The sequence below is a fragment of the Enterobacter sp. BIDMC92 genome, from assembly GCF_001030225.1.
GTDB classification, from domain to species: Bacteria; Pseudomonadota; Gammaproteobacteria; order Enterobacterales; family Enterobacteriaceae; genus Enterobacter; species Enterobacter sichuanensis.
In genome coordinates, this window is the sequence record NZ_KQ087598.1 from 4,768,642 (window position 1) to 4,785,920 (window position 17,279).

The window sequence follows — 17,279 nt, forward strand, 5'->3', positions numbered from 1 at the left end:
GGCTCGGGGCGCCCGGAAAGGGCAAATACAGGTCAGCGACAACGCAGGCATCATGCCTAAATTCGGAATCTAAAATTATGTGTGGAATTGTTGGCGCAGTTGCGCAGCGTGATATTGCTGAAATCCTTCTCGAAGGTTTACGTCGTCTGGAATACCGTGGTTACGACTCTGCCGGTCTGGCTGTTGTCGATGCAGAAGGTCATATGACCCGTCTGCGCCGTCTCGGTAAAGTGCAGATGCTGGCCCAGGCCGCGGAAGAACATTCGCTGCACGGTGGTACCGGTATTGCGCACACCCGCTGGGCGACGCACGGCGAACCGTCAGAAGGCAACGCGCACCCGCATGTGTCTGAACACATCGTGGTGGTGCATAACGGCATTATCGAAAACCACGAACCGCTGCGCGAAGAACTGAAAGCGCGTGGCTATACCTTCGTCTCTGAAACCGACACCGAAGTGATTGCTCACCTGGTGCACTGGGAGCTGGAGCAGGGCGGTACACTGCGTGACGCGGTGCTGCGTGCTATCCCTCAGCTGCGCGGTGCGTACGGTACAGTGATCATGGACTCCCGCGACCCGTCCACGCTGCTGGCCGCGCGTTCCGGTAGTCCAATGGTTATCGGTCTGGGTATGGGTGAAAACTTTATCGCCTCTGACCAGCTGGCACTTCTGCCGGTGACCCGTCGCTTTATCTTCCTGGAAGAGGGTGATATCGCGGAAGTGACCCGCCGCAGCGTGACCGTATTCGATACCAAAGGCGAGCAGGTGAAACGCCAGGAGATCGAATCTAACCTGCAGTACGACGCGGGCGACAAAGGCGCTTATCGTCACTACATGCAGAAAGAGATTTACGAGCAGCCAAACGCCATCAAAAATACCCTGACCGGGCGCATTAGCCACGGTGAAGTGGATCTGAGTGAGCTGGGTGCTAACGCGAACGAACTGCTCAGCAAGGTTGAGCACATTCAGATCGTAGCCTGCGGCACCTCCTACAACTCCGGTATGGTCTCTCGTTACTGGTTTGAATCCCTGGCTGGCGTGCCGTGCGACGTCGAAATCGCCTCGGAATTCCGCTACCGCAAATCCGCGGTGCGTCGCAACAGTCTGATGATCACCCTTTCTCAGTCTGGTGAAACGGCAGATACTCTGGCCGCGCTGCGTCTCTCAAAAGAGCTGGGTTACCTGGGCTCTCTGGCCATCTGCAACGTTCCGGGCTCTTCGCTGGTGCGTGAATCCGATCTGGCGCTGATGACCAAAGCCGGTACTGAAATCGGCGTGGCCTCTACCAAAGCGTTTACTACTCAACTGACGGTTCTGCTGATGCTGGTGGCGAAACTGGCGCGTCTGAAAGGTGAAGATGCCTCTGTTGAGCATGACATCGTTCATGGTCTGCAGGCGCTGCCGAGCCGTATTGAGCAGATGCTCTCCCAGGACAAACGCATTGAGCGGCTTTCGGAAGATTTCTCTGACAAACATCACGCCCTGTTCCTGGGCCGTGGCGATCAGTATCCGATTGCGCTGGAAGGCGCGCTGAAACTGAAAGAGATCTCTTACATCCACGCTGAAGCCTATGCGGCAGGCGAGCTGAAACACGGTCCGCTGGCGCTGATTGATGCTGATATGCCGGTCATCGTTGTAGCCCCTAACAACGAACTGCTGGAAAAACTGAAATCTAACATCGAAGAAGTGCGCGCCCGCGGTGGTGTCCTGTACGTCTTCGCCGACAAAGATGCCGGTTTTGTCAGCAACGACAACATGCACATCATCGAGATGCCGCATGTAGAAGAGGTCATTGCCCCGATCTTCTACACCGTTCCGCTGCAGCTGCTGGCCTATCACGTTGCGCTGATCAAAGGCACTGACGTTGACCAGCCGCGTAACCTGGCGAAATCTGTCACCGTAGAATAATCCCTCCAGGCTCCACCTTCGGGTGGAGCTTTTTTACCCCACCTGGTTTGTTTTTAATCAATCCTTTCACGTTTTTATTGATGACAATTTGTCATCTTCAGCTACTTTTTCAGTGTCACATAAAGAAAATATTTCTGAAAATGTCTTGTCATAAATGCGGCTAACACGATGAAAGTTAAGCTTTCTTTTGCTGGTTTTTAAGTGAAATTTCCATTGTCATAAAACTGTCATAATTCGTACATTTATCTGTCACCTGTTTGTCCTATTTTGCTCATCGTAGCCACTAAACAACGATTTACGAAAATCTTGCAGGAGACATTATGAAAGTTATGCGTACCACTGTCGCAACTGTTGTCGCCGCGACCTTATCTCTGAGCGCGTTCTCTGTATTTGCAGAAGCAAGCCTGACTGGCGCTGGTGCAACCTTCCCTGCGCCGGTGTATGCCAAATGGGCGGATACCTACCAGAAAGAAACCGGTAACAAGGTTAACTATCAGGGTATCGGCTCCTCCGGTGGCGTGAAACAAATTACCGCTAACACGGTTGATTTCGGCGCATCAGATGCTCCGCTGTCTGATGACAAACTGGCTCAGGAAGGCCTGTTCCAGTTCCCTACCGTGATCGGTGGTGTGGTTCTGGCTATCAACCTGCCGGGCGTGAAGTCAGGTGAGCTGGTGCTGGACGGCAAAACGCTGGGTGACATCTACCTGGGCAAAATCAAAAAATGGGATGACGAAGCGATCGCTAAACTCAACCCTGGCCTGAAGCTGCCTTCTCAGAACATCGCTGTGGTTCGCCGCGCGGACGGTTCCGGTACCTCTTTCGTCTTTACCAGCTACCTGGCAAAAGTGAACGAAGAGTGGAAATCTAAAGTTGGTTCCGGCTCTACCGTTAACTGGCCAACCGGTCTGGGCGGTAAAGGGAACGACGGCATCGCTGCGTTCGTACAGCGCCTGCCAGGTTCAATTGGCTACGTAGAGTATGCGTACGCGAAGCAGAACAACCTGTCCTACACCAAACTGGTTTCTGCCGACGGCAAACCGGTTAGCCCGACCGAAGAGAACTTTGCCAACGCCGCGAAAGGCGCTGACTGGAGCAAATCTTTCGCTCAGGACCTGACTAACCAGAAAGGCGAAGGTGCGTGGCCAATCACCTCTACCACCTTCATTCTGGTCCACAAAGAGCAGAAGAAACCTGAGCAGGGCGCTGAAGTGCTGAAGTTCTTCGACTGGGCGTACAAAAACGGTGGCAAACAGGCTAACGCTCTGGACTACGCTACCCTGCCGGACAACGTGGTTGAGCAGATCCGTGCTGCATGGAAGACCAACGTCAAAGACAGCAGCGGTAAAGCGCTGTACTAACAGGATATATTTAACGAAGATGGCGGGTGGCGCTGCGCTTACCCGCCCTACGGTTTACTCTGTAGGCCCGGTAAGCGTCAGCGCCACCGGGCATATTCGTAAAAACGTCTCAAACAGAAGAGTAATTTATGGCTGCAACCAAGCCTGCATTTAACCCTCCGGGTAAAAAAGGTGACATGATTTTCAGCGCGCTGGTTAAACTGGCTGCGCTGATTGTGCTATTGCTGCTGGGCGGCATTATCGTGTCCCTGATTTTCTCCTCCTGGCCGAGCATTCAGAAATTCGGTTTCTCCTTCCTGTGGAGTAAAGAGTGGGATGCGCCGAACGATATCTACGGTGCACTGGTGCCGATTTACGGTACGCTGGTGACCTCGTTCATCGCCCTGCTGATTGCGGTTCCGGTAAGCTTCGGTATTGCCCTGTTCCTGACGGAGCTGGCGCCGGGCTGGCTCCGTCGTCCACTGGGGATCGCCATCGAACTGCTGGCGGCCATTCCAAGTATCGTATACGGCATGTGGGGCCTGTTTATCTTTGCGCCGCTGTTCGCCACGTACTTCCAGGAGCCGGTGGGTAATGTCCTCTCTGCCATTCCGTTTGTGGGGGCCCTGTTTTCTGGCCCGGCTTTCGGTATTGGTATTCTGGCGGCAGGTGTGATCCTCGCCATCATGATTATTCCGTACATTGCGGCGGTCATGCGCGATGTCTTCGAACAAACGCCGGTGATGATGAAAGAGTCGGCCTATGGTATCGGCTGCACTACCTGGGAAGTGATCTGGCGCATTGTCCTTCCGTTCACCAAAAATGGGGTGATCGGGGGCGTGATGCTGGGCTTAGGTCGTGCGCTGGGTGAAACCATGGCGGTCACCTTTATTATCGGTAACACCTATCAGCTCGACAGCGCTTCGCTCTATATGCCGGGTAACAGCATTACCTCTGCGCTGGCGAATGAATTTGCCGAAGCGGAATCAGGTCTGCACGTCGCAGCGCTGATGGAACTGGGGCTGATTCTGTTCGTTATCACCTTCATCGTTCTGGCGATTTCCAAGCTGATGATTATGCGCCTCGCTAAAAATGAGGGGGCACGCTAATGGCAACTCTCGAAATGCAAGCTACCGCTGAGCTGGCGGAATCCCGCCGTAAAATGCAGGCCAGACGCCGCATGAAAAACCGCATTGCGCTGACGCTCTCAATGGCGACGATGGCGTTCGGTCTGTTCTGGCTGGTCTGGATCCTGTTCTCCACCGTCGTGCGCGGAATTGACGGGATGTCACTGTCGTTGTTCACCGAAATGACGCCGCCGCCGAACACGGCGGGTGGTGGTCTGGCGAATGCCCTGGCGGGCAGCGGTTTGCTGATCCTGTGGGCGACGGTCTTTGGTACGCCGCTCGGCATCATGGCGGGTATCTACCTGGCGGAATACGGTCGTAAATCCTTGCTGGCGGAAGTCATTCGTTTCATTAACGACATCCTGCTCTCGGCCCCGTCTATCGTGGTGGGTCTGTTTGTGTACACCGTCGTGGTGGCGCAGATGGAACACTTCTCCGGCTGGGCGGGTGTGATTGCCCTTGCGCTGCTGCAGGTACCGATTGTTATCCGTACTACCGAGAACATGCTGAAACTGGTGCCGGACAGCCTGCGTGAAGCGGCTTACGCGCTGGGTACGCCGAAATGGAAGATGATCTCTGCGATAACGCTGAAAGCGTCCGTCTCCGGGATCATGACCGGTATCCTGCTGGCGGTGGCTCGTATTGCGGGTGAAACGGCGCCGCTGCTGTTTACGTCTCTCTCCAACCAGTTCTGGAGCACGGACATGATGCAGCCGATCGCCAACCTGCCGGTGACGATCTTTAAATTTGCGATGAGCCCATTCGCGGAATGGCAGCAGCTGGCCTGGGCCGGGGTGCTGATCATTACCCTTTGCGTACTGTTGCTGAATATTCTGGCGCGCGTCATTTTCGCGAAGAAGAAACACGGTTAATTTTTTACGGCGCGGCAGCTCGCGGCGCCGAATGAGGAAATGAGTCAATGAGTATGGTTGATACTGCCCCGGGTAAGATTCAGGTTCGTGATTTGAACTTCTACTACGGCAAATTCCATGCCCTGAAGAACATCAACCTGGATATCGCGAAGAACCAGGTCACGGCATTTATCGGTCCGTCTGGATGTGGAAAATCCACGCTGCTGCGTACCTTTAACAAAATGTATTCACTCTATCCGGAGCAGCGCGCTGAAGGTGAAATCATCCTGGATGGGGAAAATATTCTGACCCAGGCTCAGGATATCGCCCTGCTGCGCGCCAAAGTGGGGATGGTGTTCCAGAAACCCACGCCGTTCCCGATGTCCATTTATGACAACATCGCCTTTGGCGTGCGCCTGTTTGAAAAACTCTCCCGTGCCGATATGGACGAGCGCGTGCAGTGGGCTTTGACCAAGGCCGCATTATGGAACGAAACCAAAGATAAGTTGCACCAGAGCGGTTACTCTCTCTCCGGTGGTCAGCAGCAGCGTCTGTGCATTGCGCGTGGTATCGCGATTCGCCCGGAAGTGCTGTTGCTGGATGAGCCATGTTCAGCGCTGGACCCGATCTCAACCGGTCGTATTGAAGAACTCATTACTGAGCTGAAGCAGGATTACACCGTGGTTATCGTGACCCATAACATGCAGCAGGCTGCGCGTTGTTCCGATCACACGGCATTTATGTATCTGGGCGAGCTGATTGAGTTCAGTAACACGGACGATCTGTTCACCAAGCCCGCGAAGAAACAAACTGAAGATTATATTACTGGCCGCTACGGTTGATTTGCCTCAGTGCATGTGGAGAAACCATGGACAACCTCAATCTTAATAAACACATTTCAGGCCAGTTCAACGCAGAGCTGGAAAGTATTCGCACGCAGGTGATGACCATGGGTGGCATGGTTGAGCAGCAGCTTTCGGATGCGATTACGGCAATGCATAACCAGGACAGCGAGCTGGCGAAGCGCGTCATAGAAGGCGACAAAAACGTCAATATGATGGAAGTGGCTATCGATGAAGCCTGCGTGCGCATTATCGCGAAACGTCAGCCGACGGCGAGCGATCTGCGTCTGGTGATGGCCATCATCAAAACCATCGCCGAGCTGGAACGTATTGGTGACGTGGCGGATAAAATCTGCCGCACGGCGCTGGAGAAATTCTCTCAGCAGCACCAGCCGCTGCTGGTGAGCCTGGAGTCGCTGGGTCGCCACACCGTGCAGATGCTGCACGACGTGCTGGATGCCTTTGCGCGTATGGATCTTGACGAAGCGGTGCGTATCTACCGTGAAGACAAGAAAGTCGACCAGGAGTATGAAGGCATCGTGCGCCAGCTGATGACCTACATGATGGAAGATTCACGCACGATTCCAAGCGTACTGACGGCCCTGTTCTGCGCGCGCTCTATCGAGCGTATCGGTGACCGCTGCCAGAACATTTGCGAATACATTTTCTACTTCGTGAAAGGTCAGGACTTCCGTCACGTGGGCGGCGACGAGCTGGACAAGCTGCTGGCGGGTAAAGATCCGAAAGAGTAATACAGGTGAATATGCCCGGTGGTGCTGCGCTTACCGGGCCTGTGAACCCTGTAGGCCGGATAAGCGTTAGCGCCATCCGGCTTTGTTTTTTCAGCGAGTAATATTCCAACCGCGTGCCTTCCACAACGCCGGCAACTGCGCCAGATCGGTAAAGGTGGTCACTTTTGGATGCTCGATCGGCTTGTTGTGCGGGTCGGCGCAGAAGTAAAACACCTCCATCCCCGCATCAATCCCCGACTGCGCGCCCGCAGAGGAGTCGTCCACCAGAATGCAGTTTTCTACATTCACGTTCATCGCTTTTCCCGCATGGAACATCAGCGCCGGATCGGGCTTCCAGCGCTGGATATCGTAGCCGCTGAACAGCTTTTCCGGGAAATGGTGCAACATCTCAAGCTTGCCGAGCGAGTGCTGCATTTTGCTGACCGGTCCGTTAGACACCACGCAGATCGGTACCGTCATGGCATCCAGCAGTGCATTTGCCCCCGGAATGACTTCCAGCTCTGAATCGAACAGGCGAGCGACCTCGGCGCGGTACACCGGTTCCAGATCCGCTTTCGCCAGGTCGACATCGTGTTCTTCGTTAATGATGTCGATGATCTCGTAGAGCTTCACGCCCTTAAAGCGTTTAAACACCTCTTCGAGTGCCAGCGTAATGCCAAATTCCTGGAACATGGTGACATATGCGCGGGAACAAATGACCTCACTGTCGACCAGCGTACCGTCGCAGTCGAAAAATACCGCTTCAATTCCGGACATGCCTTTCCCTTTTAACAAGTTTAACGTTTACGTACCGCCGTTTACCGGAACGCAATCGTTGCCGTATAAGCAAAATCAATGAAAAAAGTATCACGTAACCGCCACTATTGTCGCATTTTGGTATAGGATAGCGACGAATTTTCCCTCCTTGTTCGGAAATTGATGATGAGTCAACAACACACTACCCAGACATCTGGTCAGGGTCTGCTTGAGCGCGTGTTTAAACTGCGCGAGCACGGCACGACGGCACGCACCGAAGTGATCGCCGGTTTCACCACCTTCCTGACGATGGTTTATATCGTTTTTGTTAACCCACAAATTCTGGGCGTTGCTGGCATGGATACCAGCGCCGTCTTTGTGACCACCTGTTTGATCGCGGCACTGGGCAGCATTCTGATGGGCGTGTTCGCTAACCTGCCGGTCGCACTGGCCCCGGCGATGGGTCTGAACGCCTTCTTCGCCTTCGTTGTTGTTCAGGCGATGGGGCTGCCGTGGCAGGTGGGTATGGGCGCCATCTTCTGGGGCGCGGTTGGCCTGCTGCTGCTGACCATTTTCCGCGTGCGCTACTGGATGATTGCGAACATTCCTGTGAGCCTGCGCGTGGGCATCACCAGCGGTATCGGTCTGTTTATCGGGATGATGGGGCTGAAAAACGCCGGTGTCATCGTGGCGAACCCGGAAACGCTGGTGAGCATTGGTCACCTGACCTCTCATAACGTCCTGCTGGGCGTGCTGGGCTTCTTTATCATCGCTATCCTTGCGTCCCGCAATATTCATGCGGCGGTGCTGGTCTCCATCGTAGTGACCACGCTGCTGGGCTGGATGCTGGGTGACGTTCACTATAACGGCATCGTCTCCGCGCCACCGAGCGTCTCTACCGTTGTTGGCCATGTCGATCTGGCGGGTTCCCTGAACCTGGGCCTGGCGGGCGTGATTTTCTCCTTCATGCTGGTGAACCTGTTCGACTCCTCCGGTACGCTGATTGGCGTGACCGACAAGGCGGGTCTGGCAGATGAAAAAGGCAAATTCCCGCGCATGAAGCAGGCGCTGTTTGTGGACAGTATCTCCTCTGTGACCGGCTCATTTATCGGGACCTCGTCTGTTACCGCTTACATCGAATCCTCTTCCGGGGTGTCTGTGGGTGGCCGTACCGGTCTGACGGCGGTTGTGGTGGGTATTCTGTTCCTGCTGGTGATCTTCCTCTCGCCACTGGCGGGTATGGTTCCTCCGTACGCGGCGGCGGGTGCGCTGATCTACGTAGGGGTGCTGATGACCTCCAGCCTGTCGCGCGTGAAGTGGGATGATTTAACCGAAGCGGTGCCGGCGTTTATTACCGCCGTGATGATGCCATTCAGCTTCTCGATTACCGAAGGTATCGCGCTGGGCTTTATCTCTTACTGCGTAATGAAGATCGGTACCGGCCGTTTCCGCGATCTCAGCCCGTGCGTCATCGTTGTCGCGCTGCTGTTTGTACTGAAGATTGTGTTTATTGACGCGAAATAAACAGCAAGCCCTTTTCGAAGAAAAGGGCTTTAGTGTTTGTACCCTCTCCCGGTGGGAGAGGGCCAGGGTGAGGGCATCAGCCCGCACTTCACCTTACGCCTTCACCCGCTTAATATAATCCCCAAACGCCGTCAGCTGGCCAGAGAGATGGTCACGCGTGCTCTGATCCACCACTTCACCCGTCTGCGGGTCGACCTTGTTCTGAATCACTCCGCCCATAAATTCCGGCTTGTTCATCACCATTGCATCCAGGAAAACCAGGATCTGACGCAGATGATACTGGCAACGTGCGCCGCCAATAGCCCCCATAGAGCTGGTCTGGATCAGTACCGGCTTACCTGAAAGCGGCTGTTCCGGCAGACGGGATAACCAGTCAATGGCGTTTTTCAGACCACCCGGAACCGAGTAGTTATACTCCGGGGTGACGATGACCACACCATCGGCCTGGCGGATCTGATCCGCCAGCGCTTCCACGCTCTGCGGGAAACCCTCCTCCTGCTGTACGTCTGCATCATAAAGCGGGATATCGCCGATAGACGGCAGGGCGCTTATCTCCATACCAGCGGGTGCCAGTTGCGGCAGCGTGCGGGCAACCATCCCATTAAACGAACCTTTGCGCAGGCTTCCCAGTAACGTAACGACTTTCAACGTATCAGACATGATTACTCCTGTTTCATCATGATGACCCTGAATGGATCAGCTAAGAGTGTATGCTTTTTCTGCCGGTAAACTGGTTAATCGCATCAGGCGTGCGGCGGGCTCGTTGGCGCGCTCGGGCACATCAGGAAGGCTACGCCATCCCTGCTGACTGTCAAATTCCCAGATTTTCATGCGCTCGATGGCGGGGGTAACCGCAATGGACCAGATAAGCACATCCTCTGCGTCACAGAGCGCTTCTACCAGCGCGGCTTTAGTGGCACGCAGGCGTCCGGAACCGGGCAGCAACTGCAGCAGGCTGGCGTCGTCTGAGGCGCATCCACAGAGCTTGCGAATGCTCTGGCGCAGGGTGATGAGCTGGGTTCTGGCCTCGCTGGGATCGTTCTGGTTGCGCACCCAAAGCTGCTCATTACTTGAGAGCGGATAGTCATCGTGCGGGTTGGCACCGTGGAAGCCGCGCGTCGCGCGCTGCAGTTCCATATCCAGCCCGCAGTCCCCTTCGGTGGTCAGTGCGACGCCAATGATATTGCCCGTGTAGGCAATGGAAAAACGAGGGAGTTCCGGGTCGGCAAAAACCGGGCGGCCTTCTGGTTGGGTGATGATCTCCGGCAGTTCGCTGGTGCCGTACAGCATAAACAGCAGCTCGGCGAGAAGCGCCCGGGAGGCTAAAAAGCGCGACCTGCGGTGTTCCGGAAGTTTGCCTGCTTCACTGAGGCAGGAAGAAGAGAGTCTGGCCGATACGAGACGTCCTTCAGTAAGTATCCCTCTTGCAAAGTGCGTTGCCATTTTTCGCTCCTTGATAATGGTCGTATTCGGTTAAACGGTTACATGATTATCGCTTAACTTGACTCCTGTTTTAATCAGTAAATGTGCGTATGAGAAGCCTCAGGACCGAACTTTACATTTTCTTAGGCAAAAATTGGATCGCTCGCACCGTACAGCGCCTTAATGGTCTCCCGTAACCAGAGGATTTTCGGATTGTGGCTGTTCCGTTTATGCCAGATCAGCGTGAAGGGAACGGTAAGCTTTTCGGCCTGCGCTTCGTCAATGGGAATGGGAAGGGCGATCAGCTTCCGCTGGTGGAGTTGATTGTAGTGGTGGCAGTAGTGGGGAGCCGTAGCGATATAGTTATGGCCGGGCTGCGCCGCCATAAACATTGACTGCTCAAAGCCCGGCACGCTCATGGCAATGTTTCTCTCCCGCCCCATCTCTTTTAGCACCTCGTCCAGCGCCCAGGTGTCGCTGCGTTCCCAGAAGATGCTGATATGTGGGTAGCGCAGGAAGGTCTCGAGGTTCCACTCATCCTGCAGCGCAGGGTGATCCTCACGCAGATACACGCACGGACGGTCGCTGAACAGGATCTCATAGTCGATAAACCACGGCATCAGCTTCAGCAATTCACGTGAGCGCGGATGCGTTTCACGGCCGGTGAAGCCCAGATCCACTTCTCCACGCGTAATGGCGTCCAGTGAGTCGTAATCCCAGTGGCGCATCTTCACCGTAGCCTGCGGGTAGCGCAGGTTCACCTGCTCCAGCAGGGCATTAAAGCGGATCAGCATCAACGGCGTTTCGGCAGCCAGCACGAACGTCAGCCCGCCCGGGGCGTCATGGTGGAATTTATCGAGGATCTGGTTGCCGATTTGCATCCAGTCGGCCAGATCCTGCTCCAGGCTCACCGTCAGCGGCGTTGGCAGTAGCCCTAACGGCGTTTTGACAAACAGCGGGTCGTCAAACCAGTCACGCAGTTTGGCCAGTGATTTACTCACCGCCGACGGCGTCACGTTCATCCGCTTCGCCGCTTTGGTGACGCTGCGCTCCTGCAGCAAAAGCTGCAGACAAAGCAACAGGTTAAGATCGAGACTGCTGATGGGCTTCTTCATAATGCGCCGCGGTCTGGATGACCATAAGTAAGATGATGCAGAGCATGCTACAGCCAATCAGAATCCCGATCAGCATATTGAGCGCGTTAAGTCCGATGACCGCCGCCAGCCATATCCACAGGGACGAGCCGCAGACCTGGGCGATACCCAGCACCGAGCTTGCCACGCCTGCCCGCAGCGAGAACGGACCGAGCGCCTGACTCATCGCCACGCCAAAACCCACCGAGAACCCGGCGCAAATGAGGGTAATGCCCACCAGCATCACCGCATGCGAGTTGGTAGTCGCCAGGATGATGCCTGCGGTGAGGAATAAAACCTGTGAGGTCAGCATCAGCGTACGCTGACGAAAGACGTTCAGCGCAAACGGCGTCGAAAATGAAACGGCCATACTCACCATCGCGGTTAACGCCATCACCGTTGAATACTCACCGCGATTGAAGCCCATGGTCTCCATCAGCAAAACCGGGGAAACGTTTACATAGGTCAGGATCACCGCCACGCTTAACGTGGTCACGGTCAGACGGCTGAGGAAGAAGCGGTTAAGCAGCTTCTCGGCAGGGTGAATCGTCGCGGTATGACCGCTATTCTGCGAGCCCGGATGGGTCTCTTTTAACACGGCGATCGACAGGATAAACACCAGCGCACCCATCGCCGCCATCGTCCAGAAGAGGCTCTGCCACGGGGATTTCAGCATGATCAGATAACCCACGACCGGGGCCAGCACCGGGATAATGCAGGTAATGCCGTTCAGCATCGACAGCACCTTAGCGCGACGTTGGGCGCTTAACGTATCACGTAAAATCGCAAAGGCGACGACGTAGCAACCGCCGGCACCAATGCCCTGGATAAAGCGTCCTGACAGGAACAGCGTGCTGTTCTGTGCCTGCGAACAGAGTATGGAGGCCAGTGCAAAGATGATGGCACCGGTTATCGCGACAGGCTGACGTCCGGCTTTGTCCGCTATTTTCCCGGCAAAGACCATCGACGACGCCATCCCCGCGAGATAGGCCGAAAACGCAATATGCAACTGCGCTTCGCTGGCACCCAGATCGCGGGCGATGTGCGGTAATCCCACCAGATACATATCAATGCCCGATGGATAAAGCAGAACCAGTGCAAAACTACAAAACAGAAAACGCGCCATAAACCCCCCAAAGGTGAAGGCAAGCAGGATAAGGGGTGAATGGGGTTGAAGCGAGTTGCCATTTGGACAATGGTGATTTCCCTGGAGGAAATCACCATCGATCAGGGTAGGTCACTTACCAATACAGAAGCTCGAGAAGATCCTTCCCAGCAGATCGTCCGACGTGAACTCCCCGGTGATCTCGCTCAGATTCTGCTGCGCCAGGCGCAGCTCTTCCGCCAGCAGTTCACCCGCCCAGGCGCCTATCAGCTGCGCTTTACCCTGAACAAGGTGGTTCGCCGCCTCTTCCAGCGCCTGCAGGTGGCGACGCCGCGCCAGGAAGCCGCCTTCCATGCTGGTGTCAAAGCCCATGCTCTGCTTGAGATGGTTACGCAGGTCGTCCACGCCCTCGCCGGTACGGGCCGACAGGCGAATAAGTGAGTGACCATTTACATCACTGATGCCCAGCGTTTCACCGGTGACGTCTGCTTTGTTACGCACCACGGTGATCGGCAGCTTCGCCGGCAGACGGGCGATAAAGTCCGGCCAGATCTCTGCCGGGTCAACGGCATCGGTGGTGGTGCCGTCCACCATAAACAGCACGCGGTCGGCCTGCTCGATCTCCTGCCAGGCACGTTCGATACCGATGCGCTCAACTTCGTCGCTGGCATCGCGCAGACCGGCGGTGTCGATGATGTGCAGCGGCATGCCGTCGATGTGGATGTGTTCGCGCAGCACGTCGCGGGTGGTTCCGGCAATGTCGGTCACGATCGCCGCTTCACGGCCCGCCAGGGCGTTCAGCAGGCTCGATTTGCCGGCATTGGGACGCCCGGCGATGACCACCTTCATCCCTTCACGCAGCAGGCTCCCCTGGCGCGCTTCGGCACGCACGGCGTCGAGATCGGCCATCACCTGGTTGAGCTGGGCTTCGATTTTGCCGTCAGAGAGGAAGTCGATCTCCTCATCCGGGAAGTCGATCGCCGCTTCGACGTAGATTCGAAGGTGAGTAAGTGCTTCCACAAGGTGATTCACGCGCGCGGAGAAAGCCCCCTGCAGCGAGTTCAGGGCGGAGCGGGCCGCCTGTTCAGAACTGGCGTCGATCAGGTCCGCAATCGCCTCGGCCTGCGCCAGGTCGAGCTTGTCGTTGAGGAAGGCACGCTCGGAGAATTCACCCGGCTTCGCAATGCGCAGGCCCGGCAGGGTCAGAATACGTTTTAACAACAGGTCGAGGATGACCGGGCCGCCGTGACCCTGCAGCTCCAGCACGTCTTCGCCGGTGAAGGAGTTTGGGCCGGGGAACCACAGCGCAATGCCCTGGTCCAGGGGCGTGCCGTCGGTGTCTTTAAACGGCAGATAATCAGCGTAGCGCGGCTTTGGCAGCTTACCCAGTACCGCTTCGGCGACCTCGCGCGCCTTCAGGCCGGAGATACGCAGAATGCCTACACCACCGCGTCCCGGTGGGGTTGCCTGGGCGACGATAGTGTCGTTATGGCTCATGGTTGCTCTCGTTCAATACAAATAAAAAAGGCGGTCAATCGACCGCCCTTATTTTAGCGTTAACTTAACGGATCAGGACTTTTTCTTTTCGCGGCTATGCAGGCCACGTTTTTCCAGACCACGGTAAATCAGCTGCTGCTGGATGATGGTCACCAGGTTGCTGACGATATAGTACAGCACCAGACCTGACGGGAACCACAGGAAGAACACTGTGAAGATGACCGGCATAAAGGTCATGATCTTCTGCTGCATCGGGTCGGTCACGGTGGTCGGCGACATCTTCTGAATGAAGAACATCGTCACGCCCATCAGGATCGGCAGGATGTAGTACGGGTCCTGTGCGGACAGGTCATGGATCCACAGCGCGAACGGCGCATGGCGCAGCTCAACGGAGCCCATTAGCATGTAATACAGCGCAAGGAAGATTGGCATCTGAATCAGCAGCGGGAAGCAGCCACCCAGTGGGTTTACTTTCTCTGCTTTATACAGGGCCATCATTTCCTGGCTCTGACGCTGTTTGTCATCGCCCAGACGCTCACGCATTGCCTGAATCTTCGGCTGCAGCATACGCATCTTCGCCATGGAGGTGTACTGCGCTTTAGTCAGCGGGTACATGATGCCACGAACGATAAAGGTAATAACGATGATGGAGAAGCCCCAGTTACCCAGGAAGCTGTGGATGAACTTCAGCAGCTTAAACAGCGGCTGAGAGATGAACCACAACCAACCGTAGTCAACGGTCAGATCCAGGTGCGGCGCAACAGCGGCCATTTTGTCCTGAATTTCCGGGCCGACCCACAGGGTGCTTGCCATCTTACCGGTTTGACCCGGCTGAACCAGAACCGGCTGAGATTTGTAGCCGATGGCTGCAAGACCGTTACCCAGGTTCGCGGTGTAGAAGTTGTTGGTACCGTCGTTATTTGGCACCCACGCCGTCGCGAAATACTGCTGCAGCATCGCCACCCAACCGCCTTTAGCGCTGACGTTCAGGTTTTCGTTATCGGCAATAGTGTCGAATTTGTATTTCTCATACTTCGCGTCAGGCGTGGAGTATGCCGCGCCACGGAAAGTATGCAGCGCAAAGTTGCTGCTTCCGGTGTCACGGTGAGACGGCAGATTGATGGACTGCTTCAGCTGGCCGAAGGTCGACAGTTCCAGCGGTTTCGCACTGGCGTTCTGTACGGTATAGCCCACGTTCACCGCATACTCACCGCGTTTCAGGGTGAAGGTTTTGGTGAAGGTGTTGCCCGCGGCGTCAGTGTAGGTCATCGGAATAGCAAGTTCGTTCTGACCATCAGCCAGCACAAAAGCGTCTTTCTCGACGTTATACAGTGGACGCGCACCGTTAGCCGGGTTATCCGGGCCATCACGACCGGTCAGGCCGCTCTGCGCCTGGTAGATAAACTCTGGCGTGGTTTCCAGTAACTGGAACGGTTCGTTAGACTTCAGCTCTTTCGGGTAGGTCAACAGCAGCGCCTGCTCAACATCACCACCACGGGTGTTGATTGTCAGCTCAAGCACATCGGTCTTAACCGTAATCTGTTTCCCCTGGCCACTGGCCGGTACGCCCTGGTCGGCGGCGCTACCCGCTGCGGTGGTCGTTGTCTGCGTGACCTGCTGTTGTGGTTGAGGATTTTTATCCTGCTCCCACGCCTGCCAGATCATGAAAGACACGAACAACAAAGCGATGATAAGAAGATTGCGTTGCGAATCCATCGTTAGTGTTCTCTGGTATCAAAGGGTCCTGGAGGGACGGGGTCGTCTCCACCTGGGTGTAAAGGGTGGCATTTTAATACGCGTTTCACCGTCAACCAACTGCCTTTTATCACTCCAAACCTGCGCAATGCCTCAATTCCGTAGCTTGAGCATGTTGGTGTGAAACGGCAGTGCGGCCCGAGTAGCGGACTAATCAGGCGTTGATAAACCCGAATGAGGGCTATCAGGACCCGTGAGCCAGGCGACAGTGGCGGCGCCATAATTTTTCCAACGCTTCCGAGAGAGCACGGTTATCGAGGTCGGCAACCCCTTTTTTAGCCACCACCACGAAATCCATAGAAGGCAGTTCATGCTGACGTAAACGGAAGCTTTCACGCGTCAGACGTTTAATCCGATTGCGTTCATGCGCACGCTTAACATTTTTTTTGGCGACTGTGAGACCGATGCGGGGATGCCCCAGCGAATTTTGGCGGCCGAGGATGGTGATTTGCGGCGTGCCAGCCCGTTGTGGCTGCTGGAAGACGAAAGTGAAATGAGCGGGAGTTAACAAACGTAACTCCCTGGGAAATGCTAGCTTAACCACTCAGGGGTTAGCTTTATTACTTGGAAACGGTCAGACGAGCGCGGCCTTTAGCACGACGACGTGCCAGAACCTGACGACCATTTTTAGTAGCCATACGAGCACGGAAGCCGTGAGAACGGTTGCGCTTCAGTACAGACGGTTGAAAAGTGCGTTTCATGGCGATTTCTACCTAAACTTGAATAAATTCATGGCTTTTTTCGGATGCCCGAACGAGATTCGAATGACGGACGCCGAAGCCGTGGGTGATTAAAGAGGCCGGATTGTAATAATTGTACACTCCGGAGTCAATTCTCTTTCCTTAAATCCCTGCGTATTTCCGCACGATTTCGCGTGGAAAATGAGCAACGGACGACGCAGGAGATGAGCATCACGCGCCGGGTCGAGGATTATACGGGCTCACCGATAAAGCGCAAGGATCGTCCCGGATCTTCGTTAGATCATTTAAGCAATAAATTGTCTGTGCTCATTAAATTTTCCAATATGCGGCCTAAATCGCGGGGCACTCGCGCCAGGATCGTTTACACTTACCCGGTTCCGGATCTTCCTGTGGATAAATCGGGAAGAATCTGTGAGAAACAGAAGATCTCTGGCTCAGTTTAGGCTATGATCCGCGGTCCCGATCGGGATCCCAGGATCCTGGTCAGGATAAATTGCAGATAGCAATTCGCACGTCCCCCTTTACACAGGGTCATGCCGATGTGCGCCAACAATCATGAATATTCAATAGTTTTCTTTTATTGTTCGA

General features: G+C 55.3%; 17 protein-coding genes. 7 read left to right on the forward strand and 10 right to left on the reverse strand.

Features of this window, described 5'->3' with window-relative positions:
- Window positions 1–77 precede the first annotated feature (77 nt).
- The 6 genes from glmS to phoU all read left to right on the forward strand — a co-directional run bounded on the left by glmS (window position 78) and on the right by phoU (window position 6,819).
- Window positions 78–1,907, forward strand: a complete 1,830-nt coding sequence (gene glmS, locus SP99_RS22375; protein WP_047959743.1) for a glutamine--fructose-6-phosphate transaminase (isomerizing) — start codon at window positions 78–80, stop codon at window positions 1,905–1,907.
- A 320-nt stretch (window positions 1,908–2,227) separates the two neighbouring features.
- The gene (gene pstS / locus SP99_RS22380; protein ID WP_008500186.1) at window positions 2,228–3,268 is read left to right on the forward strand and encodes a phosphate ABC transporter substrate-binding protein PstS; all 1,041 of its coding nucleotides are present in this window, start codon (window positions 2,228–2,230) and stop codon (window positions 3,266–3,268) included.
- Between the two features lie 128 nt (window positions 3,269–3,396).
- The gene (pstC, locus tag SP99_RS22385) at window positions 3,397–4,356 is read left to right on the forward strand and encodes a phosphate ABC transporter permease PstC (protein ID WP_008500185.1); all 960 of its coding nucleotides are present in this window, start codon (window positions 3,397–3,399) and stop codon (window positions 4,354–4,356) included.
- Window positions 4,356–5,246 carry a phosphate ABC transporter permease PstA gene (pstA, locus tag SP99_RS22390; protein ID WP_008500184.1) on the forward strand — a complete coding sequence of 297 codons (891 nt, stop codon included), beginning with the start codon at window positions 4,356–4,358 and terminating at the stop codon, window positions 5,244–5,246. Before pstC ends, pstA begins: the two co-directional genes overlap by 1 nt.
- 47 nt (window positions 5,247–5,293) lie before the next feature.
- Window positions 5,294–6,067: a phosphate ABC transporter ATP-binding protein PstB gene (gene pstB, locus SP99_RS22395; RefSeq protein WP_008500183.1), complete on the forward strand. Its 774-nt coding sequence runs from the start codon at window positions 5,294–5,296 to the stop codon at window positions 6,065–6,067.
- A 26-nt stretch (window positions 6,068–6,093) separates the two neighbouring features.
- Window positions 6,094–6,819, forward strand: coding sequence for a phosphate signaling complex protein PhoU (phoU, locus tag SP99_RS22400; RefSeq protein WP_008500182.1), 726 nt, complete (start codon window positions 6,094–6,096; stop codon window positions 6,817–6,819).
- A gap of 90 nt (window positions 6,820–6,909) precedes the next feature.
- Here phoU and yieH read toward each other — a convergent pair whose 3' ends face one another.
- Complete coding sequence (gene yieH, locus SP99_RS22405; RefSeq protein WP_047959744.1) at window positions 6,910–7,575, reverse strand: 6-phosphogluconate phosphatase; 666 nt, start codon at window positions 7,573–7,575, stop codon at window positions 6,910–6,912.
- Between the two features lie 165 nt (window positions 7,576–7,740).
- Here yieH and adeP point away from each other — a divergent pair, with 165 nt between their 5' ends.
- A complete protein-coding gene (gene adeP / locus SP99_RS22410; protein WP_025756963.1) occupies window positions 7,741–9,078 on the forward strand; it encodes an adenine permease AdeP in 1,338 nt (445 codons plus the stop codon).
- A gap of 93 nt (window positions 9,079–9,171) precedes the next feature.
- Here adeP and SP99_RS22415 read toward each other — a convergent pair whose 3' ends face one another.
- The 9 genes from SP99_RS22415 to rpmH all read right to left on the reverse strand — a co-directional run bounded on the left by SP99_RS22415 (window position 9,172) and on the right by rpmH (window position 16,691).
- Complete coding sequence (locus SP99_RS22415; protein ID WP_025756964.1) at window positions 9,172–9,738, reverse strand: NADPH-dependent FMN reductase; 567 nt, start codon at window positions 9,736–9,738, stop codon at window positions 9,172–9,174.
- 36 nt (window positions 9,739–9,774) lie between these two features.
- Window positions 9,775–10,521 carry a 4'-phosphopantetheinyl transferase family protein gene (locus SP99_RS22420; RefSeq protein WP_025756965.1) on the reverse strand — a complete coding sequence of 249 codons (747 nt, stop codon included), beginning with the start codon at window positions 10,519–10,521 and terminating at the stop codon, window positions 9,775–9,777.
- Window positions 10,522–10,643: 122 nt separating this feature from the next.
- Entirely contained in the window at window positions 10,644–11,615 is a 972-nt protein-coding gene (gene yidZ / locus SP99_RS22425; RefSeq protein ID WP_047959745.1) for an HTH-type transcriptional regulator YidZ, read from the reverse strand.
- Window positions 11,584–12,759 carry an MFS transporter gene (locus SP99_RS22430; protein WP_047959746.1) on the reverse strand — a complete coding sequence of 392 codons (1,176 nt, stop codon included), beginning with the start codon at window positions 12,757–12,759 and terminating at the stop codon, window positions 11,584–11,586. The genes yidZ and SP99_RS22430 overlap by 32 nt, the downstream gene beginning before the upstream one ends.
- A gap of 111 nt (window positions 12,760–12,870) precedes the next feature.
- Window positions 12,871–14,235, reverse strand: a complete 1,365-nt coding sequence (gene mnmE / locus SP99_RS22435) for a tRNA uridine-5-carboxymethylaminomethyl(34) synthesis GTPase MnmE (protein ID WP_021242672.1) — start codon at window positions 14,233–14,235, stop codon at window positions 12,871–12,873.
- A gap of 72 nt (window positions 14,236–14,307) precedes the next feature.
- The gene (yidC, locus tag SP99_RS22440; protein WP_025756968.1) at window positions 14,308–15,951 is read right to left on the reverse strand and encodes a membrane protein insertase YidC; all 1,644 of its coding nucleotides are present in this window, start codon (window positions 15,949–15,951) and stop codon (window positions 14,308–14,310) included.
- A 2-nt stretch (window positions 15,952–15,953) separates the two neighbouring features.
- Window positions 15,954–16,211 (reverse strand): membrane protein insertion efficiency factor YidD, encoded by a 258-nt coding sequence (gene yidD, locus SP99_RS24180; protein ID WP_001307474.1) that lies wholly within the window; start codon window positions 16,209–16,211, stop codon window positions 15,954–15,956.
- Window positions 16,175–16,534, reverse strand: a complete 360-nt coding sequence (gene rnpA, locus SP99_RS22445; RefSeq protein ID WP_024907873.1) for a ribonuclease P protein component — start codon at window positions 16,532–16,534, stop codon at window positions 16,175–16,177. Before rnpA ends, yidD begins: the two co-directional genes overlap by 37 nt.
- A 16-nt stretch (window positions 16,535–16,550) precedes the next feature.
- Window positions 16,551–16,691 (reverse strand): 50S ribosomal protein L34, encoded by a 141-nt coding sequence (gene rpmH, locus SP99_RS23340; RefSeq protein ID WP_000831330.1) that lies wholly within the window; start codon window positions 16,689–16,691, stop codon window positions 16,551–16,553.
- Window positions 16,692–17,279: the final 588 nt, after the last annotated feature.